This is a genomic window from Desulfobacter sp. (genome assembly GCF_050177295.1).
Genome location: NZ_JBFXHE010000135.1, coordinates 1 through 10,221, shown reverse-complemented (window position 1 = coordinate 10,221; position 10,221 = coordinate 1). Strand labels below are relative to the sequence as shown.

General features: G+C 48.0%; 7 protein-coding genes. 4 read left to right on the top strand and 3 right to left on the bottom strand.

All coding sequences use genetic code 11. From position 1 onward, the window contains the following. A partial coding sequence (locus AB7U36_RS11155) for a DUF3656 domain-containing protein (RefSeq protein WP_428159852.1) occupies positions 1–559 on the top strand: 559 nt, incomplete at its 5' end. Here AB7U36_RS11155 and thiD read toward each other — a convergent pair. The 3 genes from thiD to AB7U36_RS11140 form a co-directional block, all read right to left on the bottom strand. After that, entirely contained in the window at positions 535–1,350 is an 816-nt protein-coding gene (gene thiD / locus AB7U36_RS11150) for a bifunctional hydroxymethylpyrimidine kinase/phosphomethylpyrimidine kinase (RefSeq protein ID WP_428159851.1), read from the bottom strand. The genes AB7U36_RS11155 and thiD overlap by 25 nt on opposite strands. 72 nt (positions 1,351–1,422) lie before the next feature. Beyond that, positions 1,423–4,611 carry a PAS domain S-box protein gene (locus AB7U36_RS11145; RefSeq protein WP_428159850.1) on the bottom strand — a complete coding sequence of 1,063 codons (3,189 nt, stop codon included), beginning with the start codon at positions 4,609–4,611 and terminating at the stop codon, positions 1,423–1,425. Between the two features lie 671 nt (positions 4,612–5,282). Next, entirely contained in the window at positions 5,283–6,278 is a 996-nt protein-coding gene (locus AB7U36_RS11140) for an NAD(P)H-quinone oxidoreductase (protein ID WP_428159849.1), read from the bottom strand. A 416-nt stretch (positions 6,279–6,694) separates the two neighbouring features. Between AB7U36_RS11140 and AB7U36_RS11135 the strand changes: the two genes are divergently transcribed. From AB7U36_RS11135 to AB7U36_RS11125, 3 genes are all read left to right on the top strand, one after another. Then, a complete protein-coding gene (locus AB7U36_RS11135; RefSeq protein ID WP_287038412.1) occupies positions 6,695–6,886 on the top strand; it encodes a hypothetical protein in 192 nt (63 codons plus the stop codon). Between the two features lie 176 nt (positions 6,887–7,062). Further along, complete coding sequence (locus AB7U36_RS11130; protein ID WP_428159848.1) at positions 7,063–8,205, top strand: efflux RND transporter periplasmic adaptor subunit; 1,143 nt, start codon at positions 7,063–7,065, stop codon at positions 8,203–8,205. Then, on the top strand, positions 8,202–10,221 hold a 2,020-nt coding region (locus AB7U36_RS11125), incomplete at its 3' end, for an efflux RND transporter permease subunit (RefSeq protein ID WP_428159847.1). The genes AB7U36_RS11130 and AB7U36_RS11125, both read left to right, overlap by 4 nt.

Sequence of the window (10,221 nt, the reverse complement as noted above, 5' to 3'; positions counted from 1 at the left end):
TGTTTCAGGCGATCCGGCCCGTAATCCCGACACGGCCAGGGCAGCCATTGAAAAGCAGTTGGGCAAACTGGGCAATACCTGTTTTGAGTTGAACCGTCTTGAAATCCTTTCAAAGCCGGTGTTTCTGCCTGCCGCTGATCTGAACTGTCTGCGCCGGGATCTGGTGGCCTGCCTGGAAAATAACCGGTTAACCGCCTATGCGCGAATGACAGCCGGGCCCAGGCCGGCACCGGTTCCTTTTTACCGGGGACACCTTGATTTCCGGGCCAATGCTGCAAACCATCTGGCGGTTCAGTTTTATAATAAAAGGGGCGTAACATCCATTGACCCTGCCTTTGAATGTGACCCGCCAGGGCCGGGAACCCCGGTCATGATCACAAAACACTGTATCCGCCGCAGCCTTGGGTGGTGTCCCGGAAAGGCAGAGAAAAACCCGAACAATTCCTCGCAGCCTTCTTTGGGGCCGTTGTTTCTGACCCATGGCAAACACCGTTTCCAGGTGACCTTTAACTGCCGGGAATGTGAGATGCAGATTTACACCGTTTTCCACAGCGCATAAAAATGGTGGACCGGTCCATGCCCCGAGCCGGTTTGGATATCGGCACCGGCCTTTAATGCCTCGGTGATATAGGTTTTGGCCCCGGCAACGGCTGTTTTCAGGTCAAGCCCCAGGGCAAGGCCTGCGGCAATGGCCGATGACAGGGTGCACCCCGTACCGTGGCTGTTTTTTGTGTTCACGCGGTCTTTTGTATAGCGTGTTGTCTGTCCGGATGCGGTTTCATAGAGCAGATCAATACCCGGGCCGGAAGTCAGATGTCCGCCTTTGACCAGCACATTGGCTGCGCCAAGATCTGCAAGGTCTGCGGCCGCATCTTCCATTTTCTCCGGGGTGTCGATGGTTCTGCCTAAAAGCACTGAGGCCTCGGGCAGATTCGGGGTGATTACCGTGGCCAGGGGCAGCAGGTGGTTCGTCAGTGCGGCCACGGCATCGTCCTGCAACAGCTTGTCGCCGGACTTGGAGATCATCACCGGGTCCAGCACCACATTGGGACAGTGCCATTGTTTGAGTTTTTCGGCCACTATTTTAATAACTTCAGGTGAATGGAGCATGCCGATTTTTACGGCATTGGTGCCGATATCCGACATTACGGCATCAATCTGTTCCCCGATAAATGCCGGGGGAACCGGAAAAATACCTGTGACACTGTGGGTGTTCTGGGCCGTGAGTGCCGTGATGGCGGACATGCCGAAGACCCCAAGGGCACTGAAGGTTTTCAAGTCTGCCTGAACACCGGCCCCGCCGCCGCTGTCAGAACCTGCGATGGTTAATGCGCGATAGTATGTTTTCATAAATCTACCTTTCAATCTGATTTTTATTTGGCATCCCAGTTGTGAATAACATCCTGCGGATTGATCCTGTTTTTAATTGAACAACTCTCTTAACTTAGCCGACAAGTCCAGCTTGGAAAATGGTTTATTTATGAAATTCACCCCCTCATCTAATATACCTTTATGAGCAATTACATCAGCCGTATATCCTGACATATAAAGACATTTCATTTTCGGAAAAGTCTTTAATATTTTTTCAGCAAGCTCACGACCGTTCATGGAGGGCATGACAACATCAGTAATTAACATATGGATTTCTTTTCTTGAAGCATGGCTAAGCCTGATCGCTTCATCTGGATTATTTGTTGCTAATACAGTATAACCCAATCGTTCAAGCATCATTTGTGCCATCTTTAAAATGGCTTCTTCATCTTCAACCAGAAGAATGGTTTCATTCCCTTTTTGAGGTTTTCCTTGAACAATTTCTTGAACCTCTAGTTCTTTTTTTTCAGCAAATCTTGGCAGATATATTTTGAAAGTTGTTCCCAACCTTAGTTCACTGTAGACATTGATAAACCCTTTGTTCTGTTTGACAATACCATATACTGTTGCCAAACCAAGCCCGGTTCCTTCACCAATTCCTTTGGTTGTAAAAAAAGGCTCAAATAAATTGTCAAGCACTTCCTTTTCCATGCCATGTCCAGTGTCACTAACAACTATCTGCGTATAATCTCCAGGAATAAAGCCGGGATGGTTTTGGCAATACTTATCGTTGAACTGAACATTATCGGTTTCTATAACAATTTTCCCAATACCTTCTATAGAATCCCTCGCATTTACACAAAGGTTGGCAAGAATCTGATCGATTTGAGATGGATCTACTTTGACAGGCCATAAACCGATTTTAGGCTGCCACGAAAGTTCAATATCTTCTCCAATCAATCGTTGAAGCATTTTTAGTACGCCATGAATGGTCTCGTTGAGGTCAACGATTTTAGGAGAAATGGTCTGCTTTCGTGCAAAGGCCAGCAATTGCCGTGTAAGATTCGTTGATCTTTCTGCCGCCTTTTGGATTTCTTGAAGGTTCAATATAGAAGTCTCTGATAGTTTAAGATCCTCGGCCAGGATTTCTGCATTACCCAATATGACACTTAACATATTGTTAAAATCATGAGCCACACCACCTGCAAGTCGCCCCACAGATTCCATTTTCTGGGCATGCCTGAGTTGATCTTGAATTTTAATTTGTTCAGTAATATCAGTGAGATTAACAACTAAACCTATTTTTTCCCCTTGGATGTCTTTATAGATGGCAGCATTGATATTAATATCCAAAACTTCATTAGATTTTGTAAGCCTTTTTGTTAAAAATTGTAACGGTTTACCATTGCTGTAAATCTCTTTTATTTTGGAAAAAGTAATATTTTTTTCATCGTCAGGGACAAATGGTATATTCCTGCCTTGAATTTCTGATAGTGTCCATCCAAATACCTCGGTAAAGCTTGCGTTTATAAATTGAGGGAAACCCTCTGTATCATACAAAACGACTGGGTTTGGATTGGTTTGAAGGATACTGTTCAGTCGTTCCTCATTTAACCGAATCGTTTCTTCAGTTTTCTTTCTTTGTGTAATATCCCGTGCAATCCCAAGTATCCCGATAATATTTCCTTTGGGATCATGCATAGGCATTTTTATGGTTTCAAGCAACTCGCTATGACCGTCGTCGGCATAAACAATCTCTTCTTCATTAACACTTGGTTTTCCAGCTTCCATGGCGATTTTATCGTTTTTCCGAAAAAAGTCTGCCAATTTTTTTTCTACGAAATCATAGTCTGTTTTCCCAACAATTTCCTTTTCCTTTGCACCAAAAAATCGTTCAAATCTTTTATTACATGAAAGATACACACCATCAGAGTCTTTCAGCCATACAAGGTCTGGAATGGTTTCTATGACTGTACGTAGGTCACTCTCACGTTCTTTTAATTTTTCTTCTGTTTGTTTGTGTTCGTCAATTTCAATATGCAAGTCATTGAGACTCTTTTGCAGTTGATCTGCCATTTGATTAAAAGAATGGGTAAGTATATTGATCTCAAATATCGGACTTTTTTTAGTAATGTTTGATTTCCATTCCCCCTTTGCTAAGCTTTGCGCAGCAGTGATTAAGGGAAAAATCGGACTTGTTATTCTTTTTGCCAATAAAATACAGGCGAATGAAACAACTATTAAAGTCAGTAATATAAAAGTTGCTGTCAGGCGATTACCCTCTTTAATTTTGCTCATGAAATCATCTTCTGGAATAATCACAGAAATCAGCCATTTAAGTTCGTTTCTTTCAATTGGCTTGACGTGAAGAAAATAGCGTTGATGATCCAATTTAAAAGTAATTTTTTGTTCAGTTGTGATCGTGTTGAAATCCTTAAATTTATTTTTCAAGGATAGCGATGCATGGCGAATTAGTGAGCTTTCGCTTTCAATTGATTTCAGGCGTTTTCTCTTTTTATCCTCTTTTCCTTCAGTGAAGAGCTTCGTTCCGGTTGACGAAGCAATCAGTAAACCTGAATCTTCCATAATAAATGCATGACCTGTTTTGCCAATGGAAAGATTTTCCAAAAAGGAACTAATGTGTGAAAGAAAAAGATCAACGGATACAACGCCAAGTAAATTACCGTTACCATCATATGCAGGACGGCTGGCTGCGATTGCTAAATCCTGGCCAGTAAAAAGGATATAAACAGGACTCCAAAATTGATTTCCGCTTTCAATTGCACCTTTATACCACTGTCGCTTTCTTGCATCAAAATTTGGAACGTTTAATAGCAGATCTGTTCGTTTCCCCAGTGAATCAGTATTAAATTTTTTAAAAGGCCCGCTTTTAAAATTATCAGTAACAATAATATATTGTGAGTCAGAATTTTTATCCCTGCCGCTGTTAACAAGGCCACCCTGATTATTACCAAAATAAATACTTGAAACAGACTTAAAAACTTTAACCTGATTCCAGAAATGGTGTTCCAAGGACGTAATATTTTCGACATTTAACTGACCTTTTTGTATGCTGATGGCATTGACATGATTAATCTGTTGAGGCAAATTTAAAAATGCAGATAAGTGATCCTCAATTCGTTTTGAGATCTCGTTTTGGAATTGCTCCGTAACGTTATTGACTGCTTTTTGTCCATTTATAAAAGATAAATATCCAATAATTCCAGATATTATGATAATTAGTGCAATGAACGGTACAGTTAAAATCGTTTTCAGGGTAATTATTCCATTTTTTTTCATTAAATCAGCAACTCACTATTACGATAAAAATATTTTCATTCGCCAATACGCCAATAAAAAACTATTAAAAAAATCCTATCAAGATACAATAAATTTTAAATTTTTGAAACCGGTTATTTACCGGCAACCTCAGCCATGGTAAATAGTTGATTTAAAACGTCCCGCATGGCCGGGAGCCATGGTTTTGGTTATTTACCTTCGTTTAATAGTAATTTCGGCCTTGGTCATATTTTAGGCCATCCGAATTTTTGGTAGGTTGGGTTGAGGAACGAAACCCAACGCCGATAAGTTGTTGGGTTTCACTTCGTTCAACCCAACCTACGCTGTGGCCGATGTTATGACCAAGCCCGTAATTTCCAATCAGCTATCAGCGCACCGGCTACCGTTTTAATTCGGTACAGTTTGACCTGGTGATGAGAGTTTTGCAGTACCTGAGCCTCATGAACCGGAGGTTTCGGAGAAGCCTTGTTTTAAAGGGTGTCCGGTTTAAGTCGGTAGCCTCAATTATCTTATGAGCGAGTTTTGCGGTACTGCCTTGAAGGAAGGAGAGCGAAATAATTCAACTTGGAAGCGCGGGTGTCCCGCCCGCATCTTTACTGCGGGCGGGACACCCGCGTCCCGGATATATCAAAATGGGCAAGTTATTTAAGCCCCGTTACTAACCTAAACGGTCATACCTCGAGAATAATTTTACCGACATGCGTTGCGCTTTCCATAAGCCGATGGGCCTCTGCAGCCTGCTCCAGGGGAAATGTTTTGTGGACAGCCGGTTTGATTTTTCCCGCCTCAATGAGCGGCCATACCTTTTCCCTGAGCTGTGCCGCAATTTCAGATTTGGAGGCATCCGGACGGCTGCGCAAGGTGGAGCCCGTGTAAAGGAGACGTTTCAGCATGATGGGCATCAGATTGATCTCGACTTTGGAGCCTTTGTTAAATGCAATCTGAACGATGCGTGCACCCGGCGCCGCTGCCTTGATATTGCGTGCAATGTAGTCTCCTCCGACGATATCGAGAATGACATCGGCACCCTTGACTTCATCTCTGACAACTTCAACAAAATCTTCCGTGTTGTAGTCAATAACCCGATCCGCACCGAAACTTTTACAGGCTTCACATCGTTCTGCAGGGCTGTCGGTTGCATACACCTTTGCGCCGAAAGCTTTTCCAAGCATGATGGCCGTTGAGCCGATACCGCCGGAACCGCCGTGCACAAGAAAGATTTCCCCTTCTTTAAGTCCGGCCCCCATGAATATATTGCTCCAGACCGTGAAGAACGTTTCGGGAATGCCCGCAGCTTCCACCAAACTCAAGCCTTTTGGAATGGGCAGGCAATGGGGTGCCAGAACAGCACAATACTCGGCATAACCGCCGCCGTTGGTCAGGGCACAGACTTGGTCTCCCACAGACCACTCTTTGACATCGCTGCCGACGGCAACAATGGTGCCTGTGATCTCCAGACCCAGAAGGTCGGATGCGCCCTTTGGCGGCGGATAAAGCCCTTTACGCTGAACTATATCGGGCCCGTTTACACCGGTGGCCGCCACCTTGATCAGTACCTCTTCCGGTTTCGGCTGGGGCACAGGTCTGCTTCCCACACAAAGGGCCTCGGGACCGCCCGGTTCGGTAATTTCAATCACTTTCATCTGTTCGGGTAATGTGGATGTCATCGCTGATTTCCTCCATCGTAAATGATTATGAATTTACGTCCATTAAATATCGTCAGGGTTTTTCTAAAACAGCCATGGGCTGACCTGACATATCAACTGCCGGGCCATAGCCCATAACAAAACTTGAAATATCTGAGTAACTTACCCAGACTTTCATATAAAAAGTTACGGGGATTAAACTTCTTCCGTTCACACTATAATTTAACTTAACTATCAGGTCAAATCATAAAAAGGTGAGCAGATCAACTCGTCGTAGAGTTTATCCAGGGCAACGCTTTGGACGAGTCTTTTAATTAAGTTGGTGACCCGGATTTTTTTGGTTATTTACCTTCGTTTATAGTATAGTAATTTCCAATCAGTTATCAGCCTGCCCAAAGGGCAATAATTTAAGGAAAAGTTCATGTCATCAGATAACAATGAGTCTGTTTCCGGCCGGCCATGTGACGGTACAGCTTATTGCAGGTGCGGGGCTGTTGTTTCTTTTTTTGCTGGCATGGATCGGGGCGGATCTGGCCACCAAGTTCCAGTATGTGGTCATGGCGTTTTTAACCCTGGCGCTTTTATCCTTTTACATTGGCGGTATTCGTCAGTGGGATACTGTGCTGTAAAACTTAAGGCAGAGGCGGAAAAGGATCTGGTCCGAAAAGCTTGCATTGCAGGAAAAATTCGAAGAAGCCAATAAAAAGGTGCTTAAAGAACAGGCCAAGCTCAAAGCGATCTTCCAGCGGGCCAAGGATGAAGGGCTTTTTGTGGATAACGAAGTCCCGTAATAAGGAGATGTCTAATGGTAAAGGCAATCGGAAAAGTGGTTATTGCGATCATTCTGATCGGCGTGGGGTATTCTATCAGTCTGTTTATTCCGTCAGGCGGACCGCCGCCGGGCATGATGGGAATGGGAGAAATGCCGCCGCCCGCGGTGATCGCCGTTGAACTGAAGGAACGGCCGCTGGATGTGCTTGCCGACCATATTGCAACGGTCGAGCCGGTGCAGGAGGTCATGGTCCGCTCGGAAGTTGCGGGCTACATTGACGATGTTCATTTCACGGAAGGTTCTTTTGTGAAATCGGGCGACCTGCTCTTCACCATTGACCAGAAACAATACCAGGCCATGGTTGACGTGCGTCAGGCCGAGCTGTCCCGTGCAAAAGCCGAACTGAACCGCGCCGAAAAATTTTTCAAGCGTATGCGTGATGTCAATAGACGCAGCGTTTCGCAGTCGGATCTCGACACTGCGGAAAGCGAGCAATTGCAGGCCGTGGCCAATCTGAGACAGGCTGAGTCCAACCTGAATTTGGCCAAAATTGATTTGGGTTATGCGAAGGTGCGCGCGCCGATCAGCGGCCGCATCGGCATGGCAAACGTAACCAAGGGCAACTATGTCACCTCCGCCTCCAACGAACTCGCCCGCATTGTGCAGATCAGTCCGATCCGTGTCGTCTTTTCCATGACCGACCGCGCTTACCTGGATTTTCGTGCCCAGGAGCTGGCGGGCACTTCCGACGGTCTGGTTGCCCGCATTCGTCTGCCCAACGGAACTCAGCTTCCGCTGATCGGCAAGAAAGAGTTTGACGACAACGTTATGAATGCCGAAACCGGGACCATGGCGGTCCGTTACCTGTTCGATAATCCCGACGGGCGATTGGTCCCCGGCGGCTACGTCAACATTCTGCTCGGATCCGGGCAGCGACCCATGGGCATCCGTATTCCCCAGCGGGCGGTACTGCTTGATCCCCAGGGATCCTATGTGCTGACGGTCAACGGGGAGGGACGAGTCGATACCGCCCGCGTTGAAATCGGGAAATCCGTTGAAGGTGACTTCGTAGTGCTTTCCGGATTGAAGGCCGGTGACCGTATCGTGGTTGATGGTGTGCAGAAAGTGCGGCCGGGCATGACTGCCCAGGTCACTTTGCAGGAGGCTGGAAAATGATTTCACGGGTATTCATTGATCGCCCGCGTCTGGCGGGTGTGGTTTCTATCGTCCTGATGCTGGCGGGGATTCTTTCAATCACCGCGCTGCCCATCACCCAGTATCCCCAGGTCACACCGCCGCAGATCGTGGTACGCGCAAGCTACCCCGGTGCGAGCGCCGAAGTCATGTCCGACATCGTGGCAGGCCCCATTGAAGATGCCGTGAACGGTGTACAGGACATGATCTACATGTCGTCCACGTCCGACAATTCGGGAAGCTACTCGCTCACCGTAACCTTTGCCGTGGGCACCGATCCGGACATGGCGCAGGTGAAGGTACAGAACCGTGTATCCCAGGCCGAACCGATGCTGCCCACCGAAGTGGTGCAGCAGGGCGTGACGGTTGAAACCGAGTCAGCCGACATGCTCGGCTTCCTGATTGTCCGCTCGCCCGACCACAGCCTTGATGAACAGTTGATGAGCGACTATACCTATAAAATCATCCAGCCGACCATTGAACGGATCCCAGGCGTCAGCCGTGCACAGGTTTATGGCCCCAAATACAGCATGCGCGTCTGGCTCGATTCCGACCGCATCTCCGCCCTCGGCATCGGCGTCGACGAAGTTACGGCGGCCATCCGCAACCAGAATGTGCAGGCCTCCATCGGCGCCATCGGCTCCACACCGGACGACGGCTCCGGACAGGTCGCCTTCACCCTGACCGCGCAAGGACGGCTGAACGATACCGAATCCTTCGGCAATATCGTGGTGCGCACCGGTGCCGACGGTGCGGTGGTCTACCTCAAGGACGTTGCACGAATAGAAAAAGGCTCGGACAACTATCTTTTTTCCGCCAAATACAACGGCGCTCCCTGTGTGGTGCTGGCCCTGAGCCGTACACCAGGTTCCAACGCCCTCGACACCATGGATGCGTTGCAGAGTGAACTGACGCGGCTCAAGAAGGATTATCCCGAAGGTCTTGAAACCATACTCTCCTACGACGCCTCCGAATTTGTCCGCACCAGCCTCCGTGAAATTGTTTCGACGCTTGGGCTGACCTTCCTGCTTGTGGTCATCGTCTGCTATGTTTTTTTGCAGAACTGGCGCGCCACGCTGATTCCATCGATCACCATCCCGGTCTCGCTCTGCGCCACCTTTATGGTGTTGGCGGCTTTTGGCTACAGCATCAACACGCTGACGCTCTTCGGCCTGGTGCTGGCCATCGGCCTGGTGGTGGACGACGCCATCGTGGTGGTTGAACGGGTTCAGGAGCTTATGCAAAGCGAAGGACTCGACCAAAAGAGTGCGACGATCAAGGCGATGCAACAAGTCAGTGGCGCGGTTATTGCCACGACGTTGGTCTTGTTGTCCATCTTTGTCCCCATCGGATTTATGGGAGGCATCACCGGCAAGATTTACCAGCAGTTTGCAGTGTCGATTTCGGCAGCTGTCTTCTTTTCCACAGTCAACGCCCTTACGCTCAGCCCCGCGCTCTGCGCAATTTTTCTCCAGGCGGTCAAACCCACAGAGAAGGGCCCGAAGCTCTGGTTCAATACTGCGCTCAACAGTTTACGAGGCAGCTATGTTTCCTTCAGCACCTGGATTGCCCGCAAACTGGTCTTCACCATCCTGATCCTGCTTGGGGTATTCGGCGGTGTCTATTTTCTGTACAACATGAGTTCGACAGCTTTTCTGCCTGATGAAGATCAGGGCGTCATTTTCGGGATGGCGCAACTGCCTGAAGGGGCCACCCGCGTCCGTACCGAGGCACTGCTGGAGCATGTGTTGACCCCGCTGCACCAAGAACCGGGGATCGACTACACCATTCAGGTCACCGGTTTCAGCATGATGGGCGGTTCTTCCGAAAACGTGGCCTTCTTCATGTTCGGCCTTGACCATTGGAGCAGACGTGAGTCGCCTGAGCTGAGCATTATGGCCATCCAGCAAAAGCTGCAGGCCCGGCTGGCCGCGGAGCCGGGCGCCCAGCTCAACCTGTTTGTGCCGCCCGCCATCATGGGGCTGGGCAACAGCGGGG